The following is a 24,646-nucleotide window of genomic DNA, read 5'->3' on the forward strand; positions in this document are numbered from 1 at the left end:
CGAAGACCCCTCGGCATCGCAGACCTCGTAACGACGATCGAAGGAGACAACGGCCACCATGGACGCCGTCACCCAGGTCCCCGTGCCGGTGAACGAGCCGGTGCACACCTACGCCCCCGGCACCCCGGAGCGCGCCCGCCTCGAGACCAAGCTCAAGGAGCTCGGCGAGAACCCCATCGACCTGCCGATGACCATCGGCGGGGAGAAGCGGATGGGCGGCGGGACGCGCTTCGACGTCGTCCAGCCGCACCGCCACTCCGCCCGCCTGGGCACCTACGCCAACGCCACCCGCCAGGACGCGCAGGACGCGATCGACGCCGCCCTGGCCGCGGCCCCGGCGTGGCGCGCGCTGAGCTTCGACGACCGTGCCGCGGTCATCCTGAAGGCCGCCGATCTGCTCTCCGGCCCGTGGCGGGAGACGCTCGCCGCGTCCACCATGCTGGGGCAGTCGAAGACCGCGCAGCAGGCCGAGATCGACACTCCCTGCGAGCTGATCGACTTCTGGCGGTTCAACGTCCACTACGCCCGCCAGATCCTGGCCGAGCAGCCGGTGACCAACTCGCCCGGGGTCTGGAACCGCACCGACCACCGGCCACTGGAGGGGTTCGTCTACGCGATCACCCCCTTCAACTTCTCCGCCATCGCGGGCAACCTCCCGACCGCCCCGGCCCTGATGGGCAATGTGGTGATCTGGAAGCCGTCCCCGACCCAGACCCACGCGGCCGTGCTGCTGATGGAGCTGCTGGAGGAGGCCGGGCTGCCCAAGGGCGTGATCAACCTGGTCACCGGCGACGGCAAGGACGTCTCCGAGGTGGCGCTGGCCCACCCGGACCTCGCGGGCATCCACTTCACCGGTTCGACCAAGACCTTCCAGTACCTGTGGAAGACGGTCGGCAACAACATCGAGAACTACAAGACCTACCCGCGCCTGGTCGGCGAGACCGGCGGCAAGGACTTCATCGTCGCCCACCCGTCCGCCGACCCGGCGGTGCTGAAGACGGCGATGACCCGCGGCGCGTTCGAGTTCCAGGGCCAGAAGTGTTCCGCGGCCTCCCGCGCCTATGTGCCGCGCTCCCTGTGGGAGAACGGCCTCAAGGAGGAGTTCGCCACCGAGGTCAACGGGCTGACCATGGGCGATGTGACCGACCTCGGCAACTTCATGGGCGCGGTCATCGACGAGCGCGCCTTCGCCAAGAACAAGGCGGCGATCGATCGGGCGAAGGCTGATCCGACGATCGAGGTCGTCGCGGGCGGCACCTACGACGACAGTGAGGGCTGGTTCGTCCGCCCGACCGTGCTGGTCTCCACCGACCCGGAGAACGAGATCTTCAGGGACGAGTACTTCGGCCCGATCCTCGGGGTGTTCGTCTACGAGGACGACGAGTACGACGCGATGCTGACGCAGATGGAGTCGGCCGCCCCGTACGGGCTGACCGGCGCCGTCATCGCCCAGGACCGCGCCGCGGCCGCCGCCACCTGCGAGGCGCTGCGCTTCGCGGCCGGCAACTTCTACATCAACGACAAGCCGACCGGCGCCGTCGTCGGCCAGCAGCCCTTCGGCGGCGGCCGCGCGTCCGGCACCAACGACAAGGCGGGCGCCAAGCAGAACCTGATGCGCTGGACCTCCACCCGCTCCATCAAGGAGACGCTGGTCCCGCCGACCGACTACCGCTACCCGCACATGGGCTGACCCCGCGCCCCGCACCCCCGGTGCACCGCCCCCGGACCGCTTCGGTGCGGTCCGGGGGCGGAGCGCTGTGCGAAGGGGGCGCATAGGGGCGAATCTGTGCACGTCCGGCGCGCGGCGATGCTAGCGTCAAGCGGTCAAGTAGGCACTATTTACCGCAGTTTACGTAGGTAACCAGGAATCGGGTCGCCCGCGGCGATCTGTGATCGGCCGCCGTGGTCGAGGTCGGACGGGGGTCGGCCTCGGCCGCCGGTGGAACGCCGACTGCTTGATCACCCTGAGTCAGTGGCCGATATCGCGCTGTTCGCGTCTCAGATAGTAGGACGTCCCACTAATTGTGCAGACACTGACGTCCCGCTGCCTTACTTTTGTGGAAGCCGAACGTCTCGCTGCATCCAGCGATGGCGGCCGCGGCCGGTGCACCGGCGCAGGCGACCCCTGCCGCACCCAGGCCCCCGCCCCTTCCGGCAGCCACCTTCTCGGGGAACTTTCCTTCCTCCCGGTCCGCCGGGGTTCAGCAGAGGAGACGTGATCATGGCCGAGACGACTGTCCGCAGGCGCCGCCGCAAGACCGACGACACCGACCGCAAGAAGGCCGCCGCCGCGCTCCAGCGCGCCCTCGACCGCCGGGACAACGGCGGCGCCACCGGTCACTGACGGGCGCCATCGGTCACTGACGAGGGGGCCGGGTGACCTCGAAGCGGTCCACCCGCTCGCCCGACTCCGCCAGGGCCGTCACGGTCAGCCTCGGACGGGGACCCGGCTCCACCTCCACGGCGAGGAAGGAGAAGCCGGTGTAGCGGACCCGGGACCAGTCCGCGGTGTCCTGGCTCTTCTCCCCGTCCTTCGTCCAGTGGTAGGTCTTCACCTCGTCGAGGTCCTCGATGTGCCCCTCGTAGCTGTCGGGCACCGGGAACCCGTACAGGCGCGCACCCGCTCCGCCCGCCGTCACATAGACGATCCCGTCGTGCACCGCGTCGGCGCTCCCCTCCACGGGGACCCGGCGCGCCACCTTGCCGCCCCGGATGGCGTCGGTCCGCTCATAGACGTGGTTGTGGCCGTTGATGACCAGATCCACCTGGTGCTTGTCGAACAGCGGCACCCAGGCGTCGCGCACCCCGCCGTCCGAGGCGTGGGCGCTGGTGGTGGAGTAGGCGCAGTGGTGGAAGAAGACCACCAGGAAGTCGATGTCGGGCCGCTCGCGCAGCTGTTCCAGGCGCCGGTCCAGCCAGCGGGTCTGGGCCCCGTCCGTGTACCCCGTGTTGGCGGTGATCTCGTACGACACGTCATTGGCGTCCAGGGCGACCACGCCCACGTTGCCGTAGACGAACGCGTAGACACCGGGTGCCTTGCGCGGGTCCGGGCCGTTGTCCGGCAGGGACCAGCGGGCCAGCTGGCCGCCGTAGCCGTCGGGGGAGTACCACGCCTCCATGTCGTGGTTGCCGGTGGTCACCATCCACGGCACGCTCGCCGCGACCGAGTCGGTCTGGGCGAGGAAGGAGTCCCACACCCGCGCGTCATAGAGGTCGGACTTCTTCCCGTGGCCGGTGGTGTCGGCGTAGCACAGGTCCCCGGCGTGCAGATGGAACGACGGGTTCTGGCCGAGGATCAGCTGGTCGTTGGCGAGCGCGTCATAGCTCACCCCCTGGTCGCCGAAGGCGGTGAAGACGAACCTGCCGGGTCGGTCCGGCGCGGTGCGGAAGGTGCCCACGGACGCGAAGTGACGCGGCTCGGCCGGGTCGCGGTCCGCGTGACCGACGCCGTAGTAGTAGGTGACCCCGGGGCGCAGGCCGTCCACCGCGGCGTGCAGATAGAACTGCTCCACGGCGGGCAGCCGGTCGCCCAGCGACGGGGTGTGCAGATGGCGGACCTCGGCCTCGACCTTACGGGTGAGCTCCAGCGGGCTCGTGCCGATCCGCACATACGGCTTGCGCACGGCGAACGGCACCTGCCAGGAGATCCGCATCTGCGTGCGCGGATCGGCGCCGAAGGCCAGATGACGGCCGAACGGGGCGACCAGCGCCCCGTCCACCGTGGCCGACCCCGGCCGCGGACTCACCGCCGGAGCCGGCCCCTGACCGGCGGCGCGCGCCGCTCCGCCCAGCAGCCCCGCGCCCGCCGCCGTCCCGGCCGTGGCGGCGGCGCCGCGCAGCACCCGGCGGCGGGTGAGCCGGGCCCGCAGATACTCATGCTGCTCCGCCATGGTCATCCGCTGGGCGAGCCGCTCGGGTACGCCGAACCGTGGTGTGTCCATGAACCGGAATGTCCCCCGCCCGGTCGACGCCGCTCCGTACACGGGGTGAACGGGGGCTTTCCATTGCGGAGTCCGGTGCGGAGTCCGACGCGGAGTCCGGCGCACCGGCGTGTCCGAATGGCGGACGCTCTATGTCAATCCATGGGACGAGCGGTAGGGTCCGGGTATGTCTCGCAGCATTCGCCTCGCAGTGATCCCCGGTGACGGTATCGGCCAGGAAGTCGTGGCCCAGGGTCTGAAGGTCCTGTCCGCCGCCCTTCCGCAGGACGTGAAGCTGGAGACCCAGAGTTACGACCTCGGCGCCCGGCGCTGGCACGCCACCGGCGAGACCCTGCCGGACGCGGACCTGGAGTCGCTCAAGCACCACGACGCGATCCTGCTCGGCGCCATCGGCGACCCGTCGGTGCCCTCGGGCGTGCTCGAGCGCGGGCTGCTGCTCAAGCTGCGCTTCGCCTTCGACCACTACGTCAACCTGCGTCCGTCGAGGCTCTTCCCGAACACCCCGTCCCCGCTGGCCGGCCGCCCCGACATCGACTTCGTGGTCGTCCGCGAGGGCACCGAGGGCCCGTACGTGGGCAACGGCGGCTCGCTGCGCACCGGCACCCCGGCCGAGATCGCCAACGAGGTCAGCGTCAACACCGCCTACGGTGTCGAGCGGGTGGTCCGGGACGCCTACGAGCGTGCCAACGCCCGTCCGCGCAAGAAGCTGACCCTCGTGCACAAGAACAACGTCCTGGTGCACGCCGGCCACCTGTGGAAGAACGTCTTCGACCGGGTCGGCCAGGAGTATCCCGAGGTCACCACCGACTATCTGCACGTCGACGCCGCGACGATCTTCTTCGTCACCCAGCCGGAGCGGTTCGACGTGATCGTCACCGACAACCTCTTCGGTGACATCCTCACCGACCTCGCCGCCGCGGTCACCGGCGGTATCGGGCTCGCCGCGAGCGGCAATATCAACCCCTCCGGCGCCTTCCCGTCGATGTTCGAGCCGGTCCACGGCTCCGCGCCGGACATCGCGGGCACCGGCAAGGCCGACCCGACGGCGACCGTCCTGTCGGTGGCCCTGCTCCTGTCGCACCTCGGCTACCGGGACGAGGCGGCCCGTATCGAGGCCGCCGTCGCCGAGGACCTCGCCGAGCGGGACGCGGCCGCGCCGCGCACCACCGACGAGATCGGCGACGCGCTCGCCGCCCGAGTATCCGGCTGACCCCAGCCTGTGCCAGCGCGCGGCTGGGTGCGACCATCGACCTGGGCCGCGCGTATCGCACGCATCCTTCCCCGGCCCCACCTAGGAGATAATCCCCGGTGGGGCCGTTGCGCGAAGGGAAGCTTGGACGTCCTAGTACCGATCATGGTCAGGATGGGATGAGCGCGGTCCGCCACAACCGAAGGTGAAGGACTACCTGCCATGACGACGCCCACGATCGAGCTCAAGCCCTCCTCCCACCCGCTGCCCGCCGCCGAGCGGGAGAAGATCCTGGCCAACCCCGGATTCGGCCGCCACTTCACCGACCACATGGTGACCATCAAGTGGACGGAGGGCCGCGGCTGGCACGAGGCCCAGCTCGTGCCGTACGCCCCGCTGTCGCTCGATCCGGCGAACATGACGCTGCACTACGCCCAGACCATCTTCGAGGGACTCAAGGCGTACCGCCAGCCCGACGGCACCGTGGCGACGTTCCGCCCCGAGCAGAACGCCGAGCGGTTCCAGGCGTCCGCGCGCCGTCTGGCCATGCCCGAGCTGCCCGTGAAGACCTTCATCGAGGCGTGCGACGCGCTGGTCACCCAGGACAAGGCGTGGGTGCCGGGCCATGGGGAGCAGTCCCTCTACCTGCGGCCCTTCATGTTCGCCACCGAGGTCGGGCTGGGCGTCCGGCCCTCGAACGAATACCTCTTCGTGGTGATCGCCTCCCCGGCCGGCGCCTACTTCACCGGCGGCGTGCAGCCGGTCTCGGTCTGGCTCTCCGAGGAGTACGTCCGGGCCGCGCCCGGCGGCACCGGCGCGGCCAAGGCGGGCGGCAACTACGCGGCCTCCCTCGTCGCCCAGGCGCAGGCCGCCGAGCAGGGCTGTGACCAGGTGGTCTGGCTGGACGCGATCGAGCGCCGCTGGATCGAGGAGATGGGCGGGATGAACCTGTACTTCGTGTACGGGAACCGCATCGTGACCCCCGAGCTGTCCGGTTCGCTGCTGCCGGGGATCACCCGCGCCTCCCTGCTGCGGATCGCCGCCGACCTCGGGTACGAGGTCGCCGAGGGCCGGATCTCGGTGGACGACTGGTGCCAGGGCAACGCCGACGGGACCCTCACCGAGGTCTTCGCCTGCGGTACGGCGGCCGTGATCACCCCGGTCGGCTCGGTCAAGTCCGCGCGGGCGAGCTGGACGGTGGCCGACGGTGAGCCGGGCGAGGTGACGCTGCGGCTGCGCAAGGCGCTGCTGGACATCCAGACCGGCGCCGCTCCCGACACCCATGGCTGGATGCACCCCCTCGGCTGATCGCGGGCATCACCTCGTTGACGCCGGGGGTTCGCATCCTGAGACGGGCGCGAGCGCGGGGGCGGAATATGCGACACTGCCTCCGTGCTCTCGTTCGCCATGATTATTGGCAGCAGGCGCGCCGGTCCGCAGTGACCGCCCCGTACGACCCGGTACGGCGCGGCCACCGTGCCCCAGACCCGCGCGCAGACCTCTCGCACCCGCGAGGGGTCTTTTCGTTTTCCGGACCATCCCGCCGGACGCGAAGCGTGAGGGATCATAGGAGGGCGCGGAGCCGGTTATTCCGGTTAGACCGAGATTTATCCGACAGGAGTGCCAGACCACCATGAAGGATCTGCCCGACGACAGTTTCCACGTCTTCGACACCACGCTGCGCGACGGAGCGCAGCGCGAGGGCATCAATCTGACGGTCGCCGACAAGCTGGCCATCGCCCGGCACCTGGACGACTTCGGTGTGGGCTTCATCGAGGGCGGCTGGCCCGGTGCCAACCCGCGCGACACGGAGTTCTTCGCACGGGCGCGCGCCGAGATCGACTTCAAGCACGCCCAGCTCGTCGCGTTCGGCGCCACCCGTAAGGCGGGCGTACGTGCCGAGGACGACCCCCAGGTCAAGGCGCTGCTGGAGTCCGGGGCCGAGGTGATCACCCTGGTGGCGAAGTCGCACGACCGCCATGTGGAGCTGGCCCTGCGCACCACGCTCGAGGAGAACCTCGCGATGGTCCGCGAGACCATCGCCTACCTGCGGTCCCAGGGCCGCCGGGTGTTCCTCGACTGCGAGCACTTCTTCGACGGCTACCGCGCCAACCCCGGCTACGCCAAGCAGGTCGTCTCCGCCGCCCACGAGGCGGGCGCCGACGTGGTGATCCTCTGTGACACCAACGGCGGCATGCTCCCCGCCCAGATCGACGCGGTGGTCCGCACCGTCCTGGCCGACACCGGCGCCCGGCTGGGCATCCACGCCCAGGACGACACCGGCTGCGCCGTCGCCAACAGCCTCGCCGCCGTGGACGCGGGCGCCACCCACGTCCAGTGCACGGCCAACGGCTACGGCGAGCGCGTGGGCAACGCCAACCTCTTCCCGGTCGTCGCGGCCCTCGAGCTCAAGTACGGCCGCCGGGTCCTGCCGGAGGGCGCGCTGGCGGAGATGACCCGGATCTCGCACGCGATCGCCGAGGTCGTCAATCTGACGCCCTCCACGCACCAGCCCTACGTGGGGGTCTCCGCCTTCGCCCACAAGGCCGGGCTGCACGCCTCCGCGATCAAGGTCGATCCGGATCTGTACCAGCACATCGACCCCGAGCGGGTCGGCAACACCATGCGGATGCTCGTCTCCGACATGGCCGGCCGGGCGTCGATCGAGCTCAAGGGCAAGGAGCTGGGTGTCGACCTCGGCGGCGACCGGGCCCTGGTCGGCCGGATCGTCGAGCGGGTCAAGGAGCGGGAGCTCGCGGGCTACACCTACGAGGCCGCCGACGCCTCCTTCGAGCTGCTGCTGCGCCGGGAGGTCGACGGGCGGGCCCGCCGCTACTTCCGTGTCGAGTCCTGGCGGGCGATCGTCGAGGACCGCCCGGACGGCACCCACGCCAACGAGGCCACCGTGAAGCTCTGGGCCAAGGGCGAGCGCATCGTGGCCACCGCGGAGGGCAACGGTCCGGTCAACGCCCTGGACCGGGCGCTGCGGGTCGCGCTGGAGCGGATCTACCCGCAGCTGGCCACGATGGAGCTGGTGGACTACAAGGTCCGCATCCTGGAGGGCAAGCACGGCACCGAGTCCACGACCCGGGTGCTGGTCTCCACCGCGGACGGCCAGGGGGAGTGGTCGACGGTCGGCGTCGGGGAGAACGTGATCGCCGCGTCCTGGCAGGCGCTGGACGACGCCTACGCCTACGGACTGCTGCGGGCCGGGGTGGACCCGCAGGAGTGACCCCGGGTGCGTTCCGCGGGACCGGCGGCCGCCGGAGTAAGGTGCGGGGAGCGGGGCGCGGACCGATGCGGTCCGCCGCCCGGTCCGGCCGCACCACCGCTCCGGCGGCCGCCGCCCATCCGGGTGGTCGAGCCTGTCCGGTGCACGGTCGCCACGAGGGAGTTTGTGGGGTGCCGACAGGGCCGATTGTCCTTGAGGACACCAGGTAGTGAGAAAGGCGCTGTCCAGTTCTGTTCTGCTTGCCCACCAAAACGCCCTTGACGTTGTAGGGAATTGACATGCGTTTCCGGGGGCCCGGGAACGTACCGTCGTTCCATGACCAATCTCGAAGGTGCGCCTGCTGAGGCGAGTGACGTTCGCGGGCGCGTCGCCGAGCTGCACGCGATTCGCGAGCAGGCTCGGCGCGGCCCGAGCGAGCGGGCGACCGAGGCGCAGAAGGCCAAGGGGAAGCTGACGGCTCGCGAGCGGATCGATCTGCTGCTTGACGAGGGGTCCTTCAACGAAGTGGAGCCGCTGCGGCGGCATCGCGCGACCGGGTTCGGCCTGGAGGCCAAGAGGCCTTACACCGACGGCGTCGTCACCGGCTGGGGGACCGTCCACGGACGGACGGTGTTCGTCTACGCACACGATTTCAGGATCTTCGGCGGGGCGCTGGGGGAGGCCCACGCCACCAAGATCCACAAGATCATGGACATGGCCATCTCGGCCGGGGCGCCGCTGGTGTCCCTCAACGACGGCGCCGGTGCCCGTATCCAGGAGGGCGTCTCGGCGCTCGCCGGATACGGCGGCATCTTCCAGCGGAACACCAAGGCGTCCGGGGTCATCCCCCAGATCAGCGTGATGCTCGGCCCGTGCGCGGGCGGGGCGGCGTACTCCCCGGCGCTGACGGACTTCGTCTTCATGGTCCGGGAGACCTCTCAGATGTTCATCACCGGACCCGATGTGGTCCAGGCGGTGACGGGCGAGAAGGTCACCCAGAACGGACTGGGCGGCGCGGATGTGCACGCCGAGACCTCGGGCGTGTGCCACTTCGCCTACGACGACGAGGAGACCTGCCTGGAGGAGGTGCGCTACCTCCTGTCGCTGCTGCCGCAGAACAACCGGGAGAACCCGCCGGCCGTCGAGTCCGACGACCCGGTCTCCCGGCGCGGCGACGCGCTGCTGGACCTCGTCCCGGCCGACGGCAACCGCCCGTACGACATGCGGAAGGTCATCGAGGAGATCGTCGACGACGGCGAGTACCTCGAGGTCCACGAGCGCTGGGCGACCAACATCATCTGCGCCCTCACCCGGCTCGACGGCCAGGTGGTCGGCATCATCGCCAACCAGCCCCAGTCGCTGGCCGGTGTGCTGGACATCGAGGCGTCGGAGAAGTCCGCGCGCTTCATCCAGATGTGCGACGCCTTCAACATCCCGCTCGTCACCTTCCTCGACGTGCCCGGCTTCCTGCCCGGTGTGGACCAGGAGCACGGGGGCATCATCCGGCACGGCGCCAAGATGCTGTACGCGTACTGCAACGCCACCGTGCCGCGGATCTCCGTCATCCTGCGCAAGGCGTACGGCGGTGCGTACATCGTCATGGACTCCCAGTCCATCGGCGCCGACCTGACCTACGCCTGGCCGACCAACGAGATCGCGGTGATGGGCGCCGAGGGCGCGGCCAACGTGATCTTCCGTCGCCAGATCGCCGGCGCCGACGACCCCGAGGCCATGCGCGCCCGCATGGTCAAGGAGTACAAGTCCGAGCTGATGCACCCCTACTACGCGGCCGAGCGGGGGCTGGTCGACGACGTCATCGACCCGGCCGAAACCCGTGAGGTCCTGATCCGGTCCCTGGCGATGCTGCGTGACAAGCACGCCGACCTGCCGTCCCGTAAGCACGGCAACCCGCCGCAGTAGTCCTGGTGTTCGTGACCTCGCGCGCGACCCGCGCGACAAGGGAGAAGAGACAACCATGAGCACACCCACCGATACCGCCGATCCCGCCGCCGCGGCCACCCTGGTCCGGGTCGAGAAGGGCCACGCCGACGCCGAGGAACTCGCCGCGGTCACCGCGGTGCTGCTCGCCCGCGCGGCCGCCGGCACCCACCGCACCACCGGCTCCGCCCGCCCGAGCCGCAGCGCCGCCCGCTGGCGCCGTCTGGAGCGCCGTCCGGCGTTCAGCGCGCCGCACAGCTGGCAGGGCTGACCGGCGCCGCCTCCGGACGGCCGCACACCGCCCGGCGGCGCACCGGACCCCTCCGGAGCGTCCGGCGACAGCACAAATCCCCTGTTCTCCTCGGAGAGCAGGGGATTTCTGGCTTCCTCGGCCGGTCCCGGCTACCGCAGCCGGGCCATCAGCGCATGCTCGACGAGGGTGATGAGCGCGCTCTTGGCCTCGCTGCGGTGGCGGGCGTCGGTGGTGATGATCGGCGCGTCGGGGCCGATCTGGAGGGCCTCGCGGACCTCTTCGGGGCTGTAGGGCTGGTGTCCGTCGAAGCCGTTGAGGGCGATGACGAAGGGCAGTCCGGAGTTCTCGAAGTAGTCGACCGCGGGGAAGCAGTCGGCGAGGCGGCGGGTGTCGACCAGCACGACGGCGCCGATGGCACCGCGGACCAGGTCGTCCCACATGAACCAGAAGCGGTCCTGACCGGGCGTGCCGAACAGGTACAGGATCAGGTCCTGGTCCAGCGTGATGCGGCCGAAGTCCATCGCCACCGTGGTGGTGGTCTTGTCCGGCGCGTGGGTGAGATCGTCGATCCCCGCCGAGGCGGAGGTCATCACGGCTTCGGTGCGCAGCGGGTTGATCTCCGAGACCGCGCCGACGAACGTGGTCTTGCCCACGCCGAAGCCGCCCGCCACCACGATTTTCGCGGAGGTGGTGGAGCGGGCTGCACCGCTAGAGCTTGCGAAGTCCACTGAGCACCCTTTCGAGCAGTGTCACGTCAGGCTGACCGCCGGCGGACTCGTCGCCGCCGGGCTGATGAATGGCGACGAGCCCCGCCTCGGCCAGGTCGGCTACGAGGATGCGGGCTACGCCGAGGGGAATGGTGAGCAGTGCGGAGATCTCGGCGACCGACTTGATCTCGCGGCACAGTTGGCAGATCCGCTGGTGCTCGGGCAGTTGGCCCTGGAGCTGGGCGGGATCGGCCGTGGTGTGCACCAGCGCCTCGATGGCGAGCTGGTACCGGGGCCGGGTCCGGCCCCCTGTCATGGCGTACGGGCGCACCAGAGGGTTATGCGCGCCGCCCGCGGGGGAAGGTTCCGGGACGAGGCGCTCAGGTGGCTGTACGGGCTGGATACGCGGCGCGGGCGGCGCGTCGTACCAAGACCCCTCCGACGGCCCGGGAGGCGCGTAGGAGGGCGTGTACGGCTGTTGCTGGGGCTGCTGCGGCTGCCGCCGCGGGGGCCGGGGCTGCTGCGGCGGCTCCGGCTGCTGCTGGGAGCGGGCCTGGCGGCTGGGCGCGGAGGGGAAGTTGTAGCGCTTCGGTGGGGTTTCTCCGCGCGGCTCGGACGGCTGCCCGTGGGCGTACGGATATCCACTAGGGGGCGTTGCCACGTGTCCTCCTCCAACTCGCCTGTCTTGCCGGTCGCGCCACCGCACCCTATGGCGCGGTGGCGCGAAACGCACTCCATGTTTGCTAGTTGAGAAGACTCCCCTGCAGTTCCGCGCGCAGATCCGGGGTGAGAACGTTGCCCGCGCGATCGACCAGCAGGGCCATCTCGTAGCCGACGAGGCCGATGTCGCACTCCGGGTGGGCGAGTACGGCGAGGGAGGATCCGTCGGAGATGGACATGATGAAGAGGAAGCCTCGTTCCATTTCGACGACGGTCTGGTTGACCACGCCGCCTTCGAAGATGCGGGAGGCTCCGGAGGTGAGCGAGGTCAGGCCGGAGGCCACCGCCGCCAGTTGATCGGCTCGGTCACGGGGGAAGCCTTCGGACATCGCCAGAAGGAGTCCGTCGGCGGAGACCACCACGGTGTGGGACACCCCGGGGGTGTTTTCCACGAAGTTGGTGATCAACCAGTTCAGGTTCTGCGCCGCCTGGCTCATCGGGCTCACACTAACGCTCCTGATCGTAGGTGCTGCCGGGGCCGAAGCCCTGTTGGTCATGCCGGTCACGCCCGGGGGTCCCGGATCCCGCTGCGCGCCCCCGCTGGACACCGCGGCGCAGGTTGCTCAGCCTGCCGCGGACGTCCTCGGGGGCACGGGAGACCTGGGGGCCGCCCTGTCCGGTCAGTTCCGCGGCGCCCTCGACCAGGTTGGCCTTGGGCACCCGCCGGGGCAGCCCGGAGGGCGTGACCCCGCCGGCCTTCGGCTCGCGCAGCTGCTCGGCACGGTGCCAGCGCTGGTCGTTCTCCGACTGCCACGGGGCACTGTCCTCCTGCTGCTGAGGGACCTGTCGGGGCACCTCCGGCGCCGCGGGCGCCATCGGGTCCCCGGCCACCCCCTGTGCCCCTGTCTCCTCGGACGGTCGCCACTGCACGTCCCGACGCGGAAGTCCGGCGTCGGTCATCGAGTGGATTCCGCTCGGGGAGGGGCCCGGACGGTGGAACTCTACGCGGTCCCGGGAAACTTCGGGAGCGCTGGGTCCTGATTCCGCTTCGGTCCCGAACTGCGACCCGAAGGGCATCTCGAAAGATCCGGAATCGCCCCACTCTCCCTGCTGGGAGGGCGAGTTGTAGCCGACGTACGGCTGCTGTCCGGATTCCGTTTGAGTTGTGTAATCCGCTTCCGGTTGCGTAAAGGCGGAATTCTGGTAGGAGGACTGCGCCAGCGGATCGGCAGCCGCCTGGTCGTGCCGCGGCTCCTGCTCGGGCGCGGTGGCCTCCATTCCGCCGTACTGGCCCTGGAACCGGTTGTGGTCCTGGAACCGATCCTGGTCCTGGAACTGGTTCTGCTCTTGGAGCTGGTTCTGCTCCTGGAACCGGTTCTGGTCCTGGAGCTGGTCCTGGAGCTCGTTCCGTCCCTGCTCCCGCTCGTACGCGGAGTCGTCGAAGCCCAGCTCGGCGGCGGTACGCGAGGACTCCGCGCTCGGCTCCTGGACGGCCGGCCGCGGCTCGGGGACGATCCGGGAGACCGTGAAGTCGTCCTGGGGCAGCTCCTCGCCGCCACCGCCATGGGTGATCGCCTCGGGCAGCATCACCAGCGAGGTGGTGCCCGCCTGCTCCCCGGAGGGGCGCAGCTGGACCCGGATGCCGTGCCGGTCGGCGAGGCGGCCGACCACGAAGAGTCCCATGCGCTGGGAGGCCGTCGCGTCCACCGTCGGCGGGTTGGCCAGCTTGTGGTTGATGTCGGCGAAGTCCTCGGCGGTCAGGCCGATGCCCTTGTCGTGGATCTCCACCACCACCCGGCCGTCGGGCAGCCGGGTCGAGGTGACCCGCACCTTGGTGTGCGGGGAGGAGAAGGTGGCGGCGTTCTCCAGCAGCTCGGCCAGGAGGTGCACCAGGTCGGTCACCGCGGTGCCGTGGATCTCGCTCTCGGAGACCCCGGCCAGCTCGATGCGCTCGTACGACTCCACCTCCGAGGAGGCGGCGCGCAGCACATCGATCAGCGGCACCGGCTGGTTCCAGCGGCGGCCGGGCTCCTCGCCCGCGAGGATCAGCAGGTTCTCGCCGTTGCGGCGCATACGGGTGGCCAGGTGGTCCAGCCGGAAGAGGTGCTCCAGCTGGTCCGGGTCGGCCTCCCGGCTCTCCAGTTCGGAGATCAGGGTCAGCTGCCGCTCGATCAGTCCCTGGTTGCGACTGGAAAGGTTGGTGAAGATGGCGTTGACGCCGCCGCGCAGCATCGCCTGCTCGGCCGCGAGCCGGATCGCCTCGCGGTGCACCTGGTCGAAGGCGCGGGCCACCTCGCCGATCTCGTCCTTGGTGTTGATCGGTATCGAGCTGACCCGGGTGTCCACCCGTCCCGGGTCGGTGCGGGAGAGCTGGTCGACCACCGCGGGCAGCCGCTTGCCGGCGACCTCCAGGGCGGCGTTGCGCAGTTGCTGCATCGAATGGCTCATCGAACGGGCCATCCGGCCGGCCACCATGAAGGCGGCGAACAGCGCCAGCACCACGATCACGGCGTTCACGATCGCATCGCGCCGGGCGTCCGAGGAGATCTCGGCCGCGTCGTTCACGGCCTTGTCCACCAGGGTCTGCTCGGCCTCCCGGTAGGCGCTGAACTTGATCGTGGAGGCGTTGAACCAGGCGTCCGGGGTGATCCCCTGGGCGGCCAGTTCGGAGGGCGTCGCGCCGCTGCCGATGGCCTTGACCATCTGCTCCATGCTGGGCGGCGCCACGAACTTCTCACCGGCCGCCTCGGCCTTGCGCTTCGCCTCGGCTATTTGCGTTCGCGCACGCTTCTCCGCCGCCGTCAGGGTGTCCTCGAGCCGGGTCACGTCCTGCGGTGTGCCGGCCGCCTCGAACTCCCCGAGCGCGATGCCCTCGAGGTAGGCGTACGAGGTGAAGGCGGTCAGCTGGGCCTTGCGGTCGGGCGCGGACGGACCGGGCTTGACCAGCAGATGGGTACCGATGGAGCGTTGCAGCGACTCCGCACCCTTGGCCAGGGATACCGCGTAGACGGTACGGCCGTATGAGGTGATATTGCCGGTGCCCAGGCCCAGTTCATTGGCGAACTCGGTCAGCCCGTGCTCGACGGTGACATAGCCCTCTTCGGTCTTCACCCCGTTCAGCCGGTCGGTGTAGGCGTTCCGGCGCAGGGCGGCGAGCTGCGGTTCGACGGCCCTGAACGCTCTGAGGCGGCGTTTGAGGGCCGCCGTCTGCGGCATATCGGTGACGGCCGCGTCGAAGTCCCGCTTCGCCGCGTCGCTGGTGGCCCGCGCCTTGGCCACCACGGCCTCGTTGCTGTCGGTGAGCAGCGGACCCGCGCTCAGGTCGCGCTCGTTGACCAGGGCGTGGGCGTAGGAGCTGGCGGCCCGCACGACCTGGGCGGTGCGCTCGGCGTCCCGCGCCTCGATCCAGGTGGAGACCGAGGAGGCGACCTGGAAGCCACCGAAGACCAGGGCGATGAGCACGGGGATGAGCAGGATCGCGTACAGCCGGCCGCGCACCCGCCAGTTCCGTGGTGAGATCCGGCTGCCGCTCGGGGCGGACGGCCCGGACACCTCGGCGGGCGACGCCGCTGTACGTGTGCGCGGCGGCGGGGTGAAGTTCCCGCGCGCCTCTTGCGCGGGGTCCGGCTTGCTTCGCCTCACTCGACCAACAACCTCTCGGCGTCGGCACCTCGTCCGTGCCGTTCCCAGCTGAGCCCTGACTGCCCAGTTCAGGGAATTCCAGCACGCCCCGCAGGTGCTTTCCAAACAGTGCGTGAAGCGCTCAGTCCGTTGTCCGGACCAGAGATAAAACGGGCGTTACGGATGAGCCGTGGCAAACGCCGAACCATTCGAATGCACAACGGAGCTGTCCGAACGCACTCAGTGTCGACGGCCGGGCCAGATCTCTGTCGAAACGTTATGAACGACGAGCGGGCCGTGTCGAACAACACGGCCCGCCTTGCGCCGCGCCCGACAACTTCCGGACAGCGGTCCCTACTTGAGCCGGGCCATCAGCGCGTGCTCGACGAGGGTGATGAGCGCGCTCTTGGCCTCGCTGCGGTGGCGCGCGTCGGTGGTGATGATGGGGGTGTCCGGGCCGATCTGGAGGGCCTCGCGGACCTCTTCGGGGCTGTACGGCTGCTGTCCGTCGAAGCCGTTGAGGGCGATGACGAAGGGCAGTCCGGAGTTCTCGAAGTAGTCGACGGCGGGGAAGCAGTCGGCGAGGCGGCGGGTGTCGACCAGGACCACGGCGCCGATGGCACCGCGCACCAGGTCGTCCCACATGAACCAGAAGCGGTCCTGACCCGGTGTGCCGAACAGGTACAGGATCAGGTCGTCGTCCAGCGTGATACGGCCGAAGTCCATCGCCACGGTCGTCGTGGTCTTGTCCTGGACGTGGCTCAGATCGTCGATCCCCGCCGAGGCCGACGTCATCACGGCTTCGGTGCGCAGCGGGTTGATCTCCGAGACCGCGCCGACGAACGTGGTCTTGCCCACGCCGAAGCCGCCCGCCACCACGATCTTCGCGGAGGTGGTCGCGCTGGTCGGGGGAGCGCCGCTAGAGCTTGCGAAGTCCACTGAGCACCCTTTCGAGCAGTGTCACATCCGGGGTCCCGCCCGCTTCCGAACCGCCCCCGGGCTGGTGGATGGCCACCATGCCGGCCTCCGCCAGGTCCGCCACCAGGATCCGCGCCACACCCAGCGGTATGTTGAGCAGCGCCGAGACCTCCGCGACCGACTTGACCTCCTGGCACAGCTGGCAGATCCGCTGGTGCTCGGGAAGCAGTCCCTGCAGGTGCACGGGGTCGGCCGTGGTGCTGACCAGCGCCTCGATGGCGAGCTGGTAGCGCGGCCGGGTCCGGCCACCGGTCATGGCATACGGGCGCACCAACGGCTGGTCGCCTTCACCCCCGTACGGCGATTGGTGATGGCCGCCGTACGGGCCGGGCGGGGCAGGGGGCGGGGTCATTGGATCCTCCGGTCGGACAACAAGGTGACGGTCGCGCCGTCGGTCGGTGCCGGTGGGGGCCTGCCCGGCCGGGGCCGGGTGGACGGGCGTCGGATGGTCGATGGGTCAGTTCAACAGGCTGCCCTGTAGTTCGGCACGCAGGTCCGGGGTGAGGACATTGCCCGCGCGATCGACCAGCAGGGCCATCTCGTAGCCGACGAGGCCGATGTCGCACTCCGGGTGGGCGAGTACGGCGAGGGAGGATCCGTCGGAGATGGACATGATGAAGAGGAAGCCTCGTTCCATTTCGACGACGGTCTGGTTGACCACGCCGCCTTCGAAGATGCGGGAGGCTCCGGAGGTGAGCGAGGTCAGGCCGGAGGCCACCGCCGCCAGTTGATCGGCTCGGTCACGGGGGAAGCCTTCGGACATCGCCAGAAGGAGTCCGTCGGCGGAGACCACCACGGTGTGGGACACCCCGGGGGTGTTGTCCACGAAATTGGTGATCAACCAGTTCAGATTCTGCGCCGCCTGGCTCATCGGGCTCAACTAACGCTCCTGCTGGTAAGTCGGGCCAATGCCGCGATCATGGTTGTCGCCGAGTCCGGTGCCGGCCCGACGACCCTGCTGAATTCCCCGGCGGAGGTTGGTCAGCCTTCCGCGTACATCATCGGGCGCGCGAGACACCTGCGGCCCAGTCCGGTCGGGCTGCTGCGGCTGGTGTGCGGCGCCCTCCACGAGGTTCGCGCGGGGCACCCGCCGTGGCAACCCGGACGACGTGATACCGCCGGCCGCTGGTTCGCGGATCTGCTCGGCGCGGCGCCAGCGCTCGTCGTTGTGGGGCGACGTACGCCAGTGGGACCCCGTCAGGTCGTGTCCGTCCAGCCCGGTGCCGTTGGCGCCCGAGCCGGCGAACTCGCCCGTGCCCCGGGAGGCCGACTGCGGCTCGCGGGACGAGAGGGGTGGCACGGCCGAGGCGGGCCGGCCGGGGGTGGGCTCGGGCGCGGAGGACTCGGACGGGAACCGCCGGCCCCCGTCCTGGAAGTCCGCAGCGCCCGGGTCCTCGTCCTGGTTGCGAAGCCAGGTCGACTCGATGGTGTCGAAGATCGGCGTACGGCCGTCGCCGGGGCCGGCGGGCGGCAGCGGGTCGCCGGTGCGCCCCTCGCCCTGGGGGCCCTGGGGCAGCGGGAACTCGCCGGTGCCCCCCATGTCGGGGCGGGCGAACTCTCCGGTGTCGCCGGGGCCGCCCGCGTCGGGACGCTGGAACGTGCCGGTGTCGCCGGGAGCCTGGCCGAGCTCGGGGTGGAGGAACTGGCCGGTGTTACCCGGTCCCTGGCCGAGTTCGGGCCGGGCGAACTGGCCGGTGTCGCCGGGGCCGCCCGCGTCGGGACGCTGGAACGTGCCGGTGTCGCCGGGAGCCTGGCCGAGCTCGGGGTGGAGGAACTGGCCGGTGTTACCCGGTCCCTGGCCGAGTTCGGGCCGGGCGAACTCTCCGGTGTCGCCGGGGCCGCCCACGTCGGGACGCTGGAACGCGCCGGTGTCACCGGGTCCCTGGCCGAGCTCGGGGCGGGCGAACTCGCCCGTGTCGCCGGGGCCGCGGTCGTAGTCGGGACGCTGGAACTGGCCGGTGTCACCCGGTCCCTGGCCGCCCCGCGATCCGCTGGGCGCGCGGCGCGGCTCGAACATGCTGGGGCCGTCGCCCAGCTGCGGCAGCTCGCCGGTGTCGCCGGGACCGCGGTTGCCGAACGGATCGCGCCGCTCCGGGGTGCCGCCGAGGTCCGGCTGGGCGAACTGCCCCGTCGAGTCGAACTCCTCGTGCCCGCGCGGGGTGTCCCCCGCGTCGCGCGGGGCGGTCGGCCAGTCGTCCTCGCCCGCCGCGGCGCGGCGCGCGCCCCAGCTGGTGCCGGGCTGGGTGGGGGCCGGAAGCTCGGGCGCGGGGCCGCGTGTGGGCAGCTGCGGGCGGCCGCCCTGGTCGCCCGCGTCGGCACGGGCCGGGGTGCCGGTCGGCGGGGCGACGGTCGGGCGCTCACCACGCTGCGGAAGCGAGGGGCGGCCGGAGGAGTCGGGGCCGCCCTGAACACCGGGGCCGCCCTGAGCGCCGGGGCCCGAGGGAGTGCTGGGCCGGGGGCCGGGAGGCCGTCCGCCCTCGAAGAAGTTGGTGCCGCCGGACGGGGCACCGCCCGAGGGGCCCGCACCGGCGCCGACCGGACGGGTCGGCAGTCCGCTGCCGGTGGCTTGGCCCGGCAGCGCGGTACGCGGACCCCCGCCCGGAACCTGGCGGCGGGAGGGCGACGAGCCGAGCAGTCCGGCCGAGCCGTTGCCCTGACCGCCGCCGGCCGCGTCCTGCCCGCCCTGGCCCGCCTTGCCGCCGGGGCCCTGCGGGGCCGGCTTCCGGCCGCCCTGGGCGACGTCGACGGGCAGCATGACCAGCGCCGTCGTACCGCCCGAGTCGGACGGCCGGAGCTGGATGCGGATGCCGTGGCGCAGCGACAGCCGGCCGACCACGAACAGACCCATGCGCCGGGAGACCGACACATCGACCGTGGGCGGGGAGGCCAGCCGCTCGTTGATCGCGGCCAGGTCCTCGGGGGAGAGCCCGATACCGGTGTCGTGGATCTCGACCAGCACCCGCCCGTCGGGCAGGGCGTGACCGGTGACCTTGACCTTGGTCTGCGGCGAGGAGAAGGAGGTGGCGTTCTCCAGCAGCTCGGCCAGGAGGTGCACCAGGTCGTTGACGACCCGGCCGGCGACCTCGGTCGCCGGGACCGAGCTGAGCTCGATGCGCTCGTACTGCTCCACCTCGGAGGCGGCCGCACGGAGCACGTCCACCAGCGGCACCGGCCGGGTCCACCGGCGGCCGGGCTCCTCGCCCGCGAGGACCAGGAGGTTCTCGCCGTTCCGGCGCATACGGGTGGCGAGGTGGTCGAGCTTGAAGAGCGAGGACAGCTGGTCCGGGTCGGCCTCGCGGCTCTCCAGCTCGGAGATGAGCGAGAGCTGGCGCTGGATGAGGCCCTGGCTGCGGCGCGAGAGGTTGGTGAACATCGCGTTGACGTTGCCCCGCAGCAGGGCCTGCTCGGCGGCGAGCCGGACCGCCTCGCGGTGGACGTCGTCGAAGGCCGCGGCCACCCTTCCGATCTCGTCCCGGCTGTGCACACCGACGGACTCGACGGAGGTGTCCACATCCTGCGGGTCGGACTCGGAGAGCTGCTTGACCAGTTCGGGCAGCCGCTTCTGGGAGACCTCCTGCGCGGTGTCCTGGAGGCGGCGCAGCGAGCGGACCATGGAGCGGGCGACGACGAAGGCGCCGACCAGGGAGACGCCGAGGACCAGCAGGATCAGCGCACCGTTGAGGATCGCGTCCTGCTGGGCGGAGTCGCGGAGCTCACGAGCCTTCTGCTGCATCTCGCTGAGCAGCGTCTCCTCGATCTTGCTCATCTCTTCGATCTTGATGCTGTCCTGGTCGTACCAGTCCAGATCGGTGCGTTTCTCCGCCTTCAGGCCCTCCGGGTCGCGCACCGCGCGGTCGGCGTACATGGTCGCCGCCTTGATGTCCGGGCGGCTGTCCAGGGGCTCGAGCAGATCCTCGGAGTTGCCCTGGCGGATCTGCTTGAAGCGGCTGAGCGCCTCGTTCTCCTTGTCCACCGCCGTTCTGGCGAAGCGGCGGTCGTTGGCGGAGAAGTCGGCGCCCTTGGGGTCGGCGAGGGCGGCGCTGATGAGCGCGCGCTGGATGGAGGCGTACTCCTTGGCGGAGGAGAAGGTGGCGAGCGCGCGGGTGTTGTTGATCATCGCGCGGTTGCTGGTCGCCTGCGCCATGTCCTGGGAGAGCGACAGCAGCGAGTTGATCAGCTCGTTGTAGTCCTGGACGGTCAGCGAGTAGTACTGACTGTTGTCGTACGCATTGTCGCGGACCTCGTTGATCTTGCCGAGCTGACGGTCGATGTTGACGAGCGTGGACTGGACACCGGCCATCGACTGGTCGCCGGGGTCGATCTTGTGCGTGGCGTCGCGGAAGGCCGCGATGGCGCGATTGGTGTCCTCGCGGGTGGAGACGACCCGGTCGTCCTTGTCGTTGCCCTTGCCGGCCAGCGGACCGGCCGACTTGTCGCGCTCCTCCTGGAGCGCGCTGGCCAGCTGGGTGGCCTGCTGCGTCATCTCGGTGAGCAGCTTCATCTGGTCGAGCTGCTGGATGTTCTCCAGCGAGCCCTCGATGCGCAGCGCCCCCAGGGTGGTCGCGGCGACCACCGGGAGCGCGAGCAGGGAGACCAGTCGGGTGCTGATGCGCCAGTTGCGCAGGGCCAGGCGGCTGCCGGGCCCGCTGGGGCCGCCGGGGGTCTTCGGCTTGGCCGGCTGGTCCGCGGCCTCTCCGCCGCCGGGCGCACTGGGCCGGGTGGCGCTCCGCGCACCGGACTCGGGGCTCTGATCGCCCGGCGTCCTGCCGTTGCTCTGGGCGCGCTGGGGCGAGGAGCCGCGGTCGGCCCCGCCACGCGGCTCCGGGTCCGCCGAAGCTTCCCCTCGGCCCTGGCGGGCCTGGGGAGCCCCCACACCATCCCTCTTGAAACGTCCCTGCACTAGCGTCGCAACCTCTGGACCAGGCGCCCCGCCGACGGTGCGGCGGAGCGGTGTCGAGTCGTGGGGGACCGCGATCCCCCCTGTCGGTCGTGAGTGACCGGCGCGCTTCCTTTCCTGTCGACAAGAGGAGCCCCCCGCCGCTCGGCGCCTCTGTGTTGCGCCCCCGTGCGCGCCGGCCGATTCCTGCGGCGGTCCCGGGAATTCCAGCACAGTGCCGGATGCTGCAACAAGGGCAACGGAAAAGGCTGTGATGCGCGTGACGCTCAGTGCGGTCCTTATTACCGGACGTAGAAAGCCATGTCGGCGATAACGGACTTTCGGTTACGAATCGATGGCCGCGACCTGGTGTCCGGCTAGCGATGATCAAGAGCGGAACGTCAGGTTCGGGTATGTGATGTCCGGTTGGTGCGATTGAATCGACCGCCCTCTATGAGGCATTTGCCCGATCGGTCGTGAGCAATATCACATGCTTGCGGCGACTTTTCCTGTGAATCCATGGGCAAGGCGGCCTCTAGCCTGACGCTTTACAGAGCCGGTACGAACGACAAACAGCGAGGCATGGACCAAGTGAAGACGACGATGATGTTCCGCTCCATAGCCAACCCGCGGCGCACCACCCTGGCGCACCTCAAGGACGTCAAGGAGATCAAGGACGTCGTGGACGCGGCGGAACTGCCGGCCGAGTCCGAGGAGGAGCGGCCGGAGCCCCGCGTCGAGTTGCCGAGCCGGACCGCGAACCCCAAGCGCACCGTGCTGACCGAGGTCCCGGGCCGCTGATCCCCCGGGTCGTGGCGGACACCACCACCGCCGGCGGGCGGGACGGCGGGGCGCGAGGCGCGGAGCGATAGCCTGGAGCGTCAGTCTCCAGCCAGTTCAGTCAAGGAGCCAAGGCTTCCCGTGCGCATCGCCAGATTCTCCATCGACGGCAACGTCGCCTTCGGCGTGGTGGAGGGCGAGCCGTCCGGTCAGGACGGTCCCGTCATCGACATCATCAAGGGCCATCCCTTCGCCGAATTCGAGCGCTCGGGCCAGAAGGTCCCGCTGAGCAAGGTCCGGCTGCTGCCGCCCGTCCTGCCCAACAAGGTCGTCGCGATCGGGCGCAACTACGCCGAGCACGCGGCGGAGCTGGGCAACCAGGTCCCCGACGTCCCGGTCGTCTTCTTCAAGCCGTCCACCTCCGTGATCGGCCCCGGCGACCCCGTCGTCTACCCCTCCTTCTCCTCCGAGGTGCACCACGAGGCCGAGCTGGCCGTGGTCATCGGACGGATGTGCCGTGAGGTCCCGCGCGAGCGCGTCAAGGACGTCATCCTCGGCTACACCTGCGGCAACGACATCACGGCCCGCGACGCCCAGCAGCGCGAGAAGCAGTGGGCGCGGGCCAAGGGCTTCGACACCTCGTGCCCGCTGGGCCCCTGGGTGGAGACCGATATCGACCTGACGCGCGCCGGGGATCTCGGCATCATGTGCACCGTCAACGGTGAACAGCGTCAGCTCGGCCGGACGAGCGAGATGGTGCGCCCGATCGAGGATCTGATCGTGCACATCACCGAGGCGATGACGCTGCTCCCCGGCGACGTCGTGCTCACCGGCACCCCGGCGGGCGTCGGCCCGCTCTCCGTCGGCGACGAGGTCGCCGTCACCATCGAAGGCATCGGCACTCTCACCAACAAGGTGATCAAGCGTGGCTAGCGCACCCTCCTCCGCCCCCGTGCGGGTTCGTTTCTGTCCCTCGCCGACCGGCAACCCCCATGTCGGCCTGGTCCGCACGGCCCTGTTCAACTGGGCCTACGCCCGTCACCACGGCGGCACCCTGGTGTTCCGTATCGAGGACACCGACGCCGCGCGCGACTCCGAGGAGTCCTACGCGCAGCTGCTGGACGCCATGCGCTGGCTGGGCTTCGACTGGGACGAGGGCCCCGAGGTCGGCGGCCCGCACGCCCCGTACCGCCAGTCGCAGCGGATGGACATCTACCGCGAGGTCGCGGACAAGCTGCTCCAGGCGGGCCACGCCTACCGCTGCTACTGCACCGCCGAGGAGCTGGAGGAGCGCCGCGAGGCGGCCCGCAAGGCCGGCCGGCCCTCCGGCTACGACGGCACCTGCCGCACCCTGACCGCCGAGCGGATCGCGGAGTACGAGGCCGAGGGACGCGACTCGATCGTCCGCTTCCGGATGCCGGACGAGCCGATCACCTTCACCGACCTGGTGCGCGGTGAGCTGACCTTCACCCCCGAGAACGTCTCGGACTACGGCATCGTGCGGGCCAACGGCGCTCCCCTCTACACGCTCGTCAACCCCGTCGACGACGCGCTGATGGAGATCACGCACGTGCTGCGCGGCGAGGACCTGCTGTCCTCCACCCCGCGCCAGATCGCGCTCTACCGGGCGCTCGCCGAGATCGGCGTGGGCCCCGGCACGGTGCCGGTCTTCGGCCACCTCCCGTATGTCATGGGCGAGGGCAACAAGAAGCTCTCCAAGCGCGATCCGCAGTCCTCGCTGAACCTCTACCGGGAGCGCGGCTTCCTCCCCGAGGGGCTGCTCAACTACCTCTCCCTGCTGGGCTGGTCGCTCTCCGCCGACCGGGACGTCTTCTCGATGGAGGAGATGGTCGAGGCGTTCGACATCTCGGCGGTGAACGCCAACCCGGCGCGCTTCGACCTCAAGAAGGCCGAGGCGATCAACGCGGACCACATCCGGCGGCTGGACGTGAAGGCGTTCATCGAGGCGTGCGAGCCCTGGCTGAAGGCCCCGCACGCACCGTGGGCCCCGGAGGCCTTCGACCCGGCCGGCTTCGCGGCGCTGGCCCCGCTGGCCCAGACCCGGCTGACCGTCCTGTCCGACATCACCGCCAACGTGGACTTCCTCTTCCTCGACGAGCCGGTGGCGGACGAGGCGTCCTGGACCAAGGCGATGAAGCCGGGCGCCGACGCGCTGCTGGCCTCGGTCCGTACCCGGCTCGCCGAGGCGGACTGGGACGCCGAGACCCTGAAGGCCGCGGTCCTCGCGGCCGGCGAGGAGCACGGCCTCAAGCTGGGCAAGGCCCAGGCCCCGCTGCGTGTCGCCGTCACCGGCCGCACGGTCGGCCTGCCGCTGTTCGAGTCCCTGGAGGTCCTGGGCCGCGAGCGCACGCTGGCCCGGGTCGACGCGGCGCTGGCGAAGCTGGCCGGATAGGGACGCGGGGCGCCGCCCGTGCCCGCGCGGCGGCGCCACTCGCGGTGATACTCGTTTTGGTGGCCCGTCCACCATCGGG

At 70.5% G+C, this 24,646-nt stretch carries 19 protein-coding genes; 10 read left to right on the forward strand and 9 right to left on the reverse strand.

Features of this window, described 5'->3' with window-relative positions; translation table 11 throughout:
• Positions 1-58: 58 nt before the first annotated feature.
• Both pruA and PS467_RS28985 read left to right on the forward strand, forming a co-directional pair.
• Positions 59-1,690, forward strand: coding sequence for an L-glutamate gamma-semialdehyde dehydrogenase (pruA, locus tag PS467_RS28980; RefSeq protein WP_311037697.1), 1,632 nt, complete (start codon positions 59-61; stop codon positions 1,688-1,690).
• Between the two features lie 531 nt (positions 1,691-2,221).
• Positions 2,222-2,344, forward strand: a complete 123-nt coding sequence (locus PS467_RS28985) for a hypothetical protein (protein ID WP_268974608.1) — start codon at positions 2,222-2,224, stop codon at positions 2,342-2,344.
• Positions 2,345-2,357: 13 nt separating this feature from the next.
• Here PS467_RS28985 and PS467_RS28990 read toward each other — a convergent pair whose 3' ends face one another.
• On the reverse strand, positions 2,358-3,941 hold the full coding sequence (locus tag PS467_RS28990) for a purple acid phosphatase family protein (protein ID WP_311037698.1): 1,584 nt from the start codon (positions 3,939-3,941) through the stop codon (positions 2,358-2,360).
• Between the two features lie 166 nt (positions 3,942-4,107).
• On the opposite strand from PS467_RS28990, the gene PS467_RS28995 reads away from it, so the two are divergent.
• From PS467_RS28995 to PS467_RS29015, 5 genes are all read left to right on the forward strand, one after another.
• Complete coding sequence (locus PS467_RS28995; protein WP_311037699.1) at positions 4,108-5,151, forward strand: 3-isopropylmalate dehydrogenase; 1,044 nt, start codon at positions 4,108-4,110, stop codon at positions 5,149-5,151.
• 201 nt (positions 5,152-5,352) lie between these two features.
• Positions 5,353-6,438, forward strand: a complete 1,086-nt coding sequence (locus PS467_RS29000; RefSeq protein WP_311037700.1) for a branched-chain amino acid aminotransferase — start codon at positions 5,353-5,355, stop codon at positions 6,436-6,438.
• Positions 6,439-6,763: 325 nt separating this feature from the next.
• Positions 6,764-8,362, forward strand: coding sequence for a citramalate synthase (gene cimA, locus PS467_RS29005; RefSeq protein ID WP_311037701.1), 1,599 nt, complete (start codon positions 6,764-6,766; stop codon positions 8,360-8,362).
• 315 nt (positions 8,363-8,677) lie between these two features.
• Positions 8,678-10,261: an acyl-CoA carboxylase subunit beta gene (locus PS467_RS29010; protein ID WP_311037702.1), complete on the forward strand. Its 1,584-nt coding sequence runs from the start codon at positions 8,678-8,680 to the stop codon at positions 10,259-10,261.
• A gap of 55 nt (positions 10,262-10,316) precedes the next feature.
• Positions 10,317-10,550 carry an acyl-CoA carboxylase subunit epsilon gene (locus PS467_RS29015; protein WP_311037703.1) on the forward strand — a complete coding sequence of 78 codons (234 nt, stop codon included), beginning with the start codon at positions 10,317-10,319 and terminating at the stop codon, positions 10,548-10,550.
• 131 nt (positions 10,551-10,681) lie between these two features.
• Here PS467_RS29015 and PS467_RS29020 read toward each other — a convergent pair whose 3' ends face one another.
• The 8 genes from PS467_RS29020 to PS467_RS29055 form a co-directional block, all read right to left on the reverse strand.
• Positions 10,682-11,260, reverse strand: coding sequence for a GTP-binding protein (locus PS467_RS29020; RefSeq protein ID WP_076970722.1), 579 nt, complete (start codon positions 11,258-11,260; stop codon positions 10,682-10,684).
• A complete protein-coding gene (locus PS467_RS29025; protein WP_268974615.1) occupies positions 11,241-11,900 on the reverse strand; it encodes a DUF742 domain-containing protein in 660 nt (219 codons plus the stop codon). The genes PS467_RS29020 and PS467_RS29025 overlap by 20 nt, the downstream gene beginning before the upstream one ends.
• An 82-nt stretch (positions 11,901-11,982) precedes the next feature.
• Positions 11,983-12,405: a roadblock/LC7 domain-containing protein gene (locus tag PS467_RS29030; RefSeq protein WP_311037704.1), complete on the reverse strand. Its 423-nt coding sequence runs from the start codon at positions 12,403-12,405 to the stop codon at positions 11,983-11,985.
• A gap of 1 nt (position 12,406) precedes the next feature.
• Complete coding sequence (locus PS467_RS29035; protein WP_311037705.1) at positions 12,407-15,541, reverse strand: sensor histidine kinase; 3,135 nt, start codon at positions 15,539-15,541, stop codon at positions 12,407-12,409.
• A gap of 333 nt (positions 15,542-15,874) precedes the next feature.
• Entirely contained in the window at positions 15,875-16,459 is a 585-nt protein-coding gene (locus tag PS467_RS29040) for a GTP-binding protein (RefSeq protein ID WP_311037706.1), read from the reverse strand.
• A complete protein-coding gene (locus tag PS467_RS29045) occupies positions 16,440-16,850 on the reverse strand; it encodes a DUF742 domain-containing protein (protein WP_311037707.1) in 411 nt (136 codons plus the stop codon). The genes PS467_RS29040 and PS467_RS29045 overlap by 20 nt, the downstream gene beginning before the upstream one ends.
• 105 nt (positions 16,851-16,955) lie before the next feature.
• Positions 16,956-17,369 (reverse strand): roadblock/LC7 domain-containing protein, encoded by a 414-nt coding sequence (locus PS467_RS29050; protein ID WP_020868201.1) that lies wholly within the window; start codon positions 17,367-17,369, stop codon positions 16,956-16,958.
• Between the two features lie 9 nt (positions 17,370-17,378).
• Positions 17,379-21,398, reverse strand: coding sequence for a sensor histidine kinase (locus PS467_RS29055; RefSeq protein WP_432280644.1), 4,020 nt, complete (start codon positions 21,396-21,398; stop codon positions 17,379-17,381).
• Positions 21,399-21,965: 567 nt separating this feature from the next.
• Between PS467_RS29055 and PS467_RS29060 the strand changes: the two genes are divergently transcribed.
• From PS467_RS29060 to gltX, 3 genes are all read left to right on the forward strand, one after another.
• Positions 21,966-22,175, forward strand: a complete 210-nt coding sequence (locus PS467_RS29060) for a hypothetical protein (RefSeq protein ID WP_311039990.1) — start codon at positions 21,966-21,968, stop codon at positions 22,173-22,175.
• Between the two features lie 120 nt (positions 22,176-22,295).
• The gene (locus tag PS467_RS29065; RefSeq protein WP_268974622.1) at positions 22,296-23,087 is read left to right on the forward strand and encodes a fumarylacetoacetate hydrolase family protein; all 792 of its coding nucleotides are present in this window, start codon (positions 22,296-22,298) and stop codon (positions 23,085-23,087) included.
• Entirely contained in the window at positions 23,080-24,567 is a 1,488-nt protein-coding gene (gene gltX, locus PS467_RS29070) for a glutamate--tRNA ligase (protein ID WP_311037709.1), read from the forward strand. The genes PS467_RS29065 and gltX overlap by 8 nt, the downstream gene beginning before the upstream one ends.
• Positions 24,568-24,646 lie beyond the last annotated feature (79 nt).

The organism is Streptomyces luomodiensis, assembly GCF_031679605.1.
Lineage (GTDB): Bacteria > Actinomycetota > Actinomycetes > Streptomycetales > Streptomycetaceae > Streptomyces > Streptomyces luomodiensis.